This window comes from Bacteroides sp. 4_1_36 (assembly GCF_003466325.1).
Classification (GTDB): domain Bacteria; phylum Bacteroidota; class Bacteroidia; order Bacteroidales; family Bacteroidaceae; genus Bacteroides; species Bacteroides uniformis.
Map to the genome: position 1 here is coordinate 1,346 of NZ_QSOX01000052.1, position 1,791 is coordinate 3,136.

Annotated in this window: 2 protein-coding genes; both read right to left on the bottom strand. The window is 46.7% G+C overall.

The genetic code is table 11. The annotated features are described in order from the left end of the window. Positions 1-342: CHC2 zinc finger domain-containing protein (locus tag DXD65_RS21435; protein ID WP_233556171.1), on the bottom strand; the 342-nt coding region annotated here is incomplete at its 3' end. A 324-nt stretch (positions 343-666) separates the two neighbouring features. Further along, positions 667-1,791: VapE domain-containing protein (locus tag DXD65_RS20765; RefSeq protein ID WP_117887907.1), on the bottom strand; the 1,125-nt coding region annotated here is incomplete at its 5' end.

Here is a 1,791-nt window from a genome sequence, read left to right on the forward strand (position 1 = left end):
GTGTATCTCTATCGGGCTGGCTGCTTGCCTTTTCGTCTCCCTTTCGGGCAGTTCTTTCCCGTGAAAGGAAAAAGAGGCGGTGTCGCCCTGTTCCAGTCGGCAGATAGCACCGTAGGCGTTGCACTGGTGTTGCTTCATTACAAGGTCGATGAGCGTCCCGCCCTCACCAGTTCCGTAGTCACACCATAGATTGGCGTTATAATCCACCTTGAAACTTGGCGTGTTGTCCTCCCGTAAGGGGCTGCGGTACATCCCGTAGCTTCCCTTTTCCTTGGCTGGCTGGATTCCCAAAGAGTTCAGGTAATCTTTGATACTGATATTGTTGGCTTCCTTGTAGGTCATAATTTTTATTTTTTGATATTCATTGATAAATTGCAGTAGCACAGTAAGAAGTCAGTAAGAAGAAAAGTCACCATGTTTCTGCGCATAATTCTTTTTTTTTCAGTGGATTATCTCTTATGCAGTAAGATAAGTAAGTTATTTCTTCAAAAGGAAATAGAAATACAGCCTTATATTCCTGCTTGCTCTTTTCTTGTTTTTCTTTTTTCCGGTTTTCCAAAAAGTTTTGGATTTTATCTTACTGCTTATTGTGTATTGTATAATAGGCTGATTTTTAACAGTTTGAGTGATTATGTGATACTTTTGCAGTAATTACTGCACGGCTACCTATCCGTAATCGTCATTTGTATAGGATGCAGGAATAGGCTTTATTCTGTACCCATATACCGAATAATTCTGTTTGTTGATACGTTTCTGCACTCGTTTGAACCCGGCTTTGCGCAACGCTTCCCCCAGCCGTTTTTCAGATAGCTGCATGGCGCATATATCCCGTAAACGTGTCAGTATTTGTGCCGTTGTCATAAAGAACAAGGGTTCTTCCTCCTCTGTCGGCTTCTCAAAATATTGTGTCAGCATTTCAAACTCGACCGTCTGCACCTCAAATCCTGCATTTGCTAAATGCAATTCTCTAATCTCCATATCATTGAACCAGTAGCGCACGCCCTGACGGTACAGGTACATGATTTCGGAATAGACGTTATCCATGTGAATACTTTCTGCCGTGGGCTTGTCTATGTGCAGTACCTCGAACGGCAAAAAACGCCTGCTGCCTGTCGGGTCGGTCAGGAACTCGTTGCCGTTCACCGAAGCCATGAAGCTGGCGAGGTGGGGGTATTCCTCTATGTAAACATCATACGGTCTGCGGTATTTCACTGCCGGGGTGGTGATAAGGTTCTTCAAGGCGTTCTCGTTCTGCTTGTTGAGTTCCTTTAGCTGGTCGTCAATGTTGATGAACAGGTATTCGGCTATCAGTGTCAGGATGTCTTTGCCCTGCGGGTCTATCTTTCCGGTGAACAGGTAGTTCTTAAGCGGTGTCGGGCAAAGGTTGTCCAGCCACCACGATTTGAACTGTCCCTGCTTGTCCCCGGTTAGCACTAGACAGGTATGATTCTGACACCCCGTGTCGTTCATTGCGTTGGCTACCACACCGATAAGCCATTTCGTGAAATATTCCTCCCATTTGCCGGGATTGGCTACCTGTACCGTGTTCAGAAGCCTGCCGATATGCCCATGTTCGGCAGGATTGAGAAGCGGCAGGGCGTTAAAGTATTCCCGTATGGGATGTACCTTTCTTGCGAAGTCGCTTTCCAGTATGGTACGGATGTTCTCGGCAGAGGTGACAATACCAGCGGTTGCGTCCAGCCTGCGCCTGAACGAGTTCAGGACAAATTTCGTAACGGGCTGGTACAAGTCCGAAGAACCCGCAGCCCGGTATTCCGTCCGGCTCTTTAC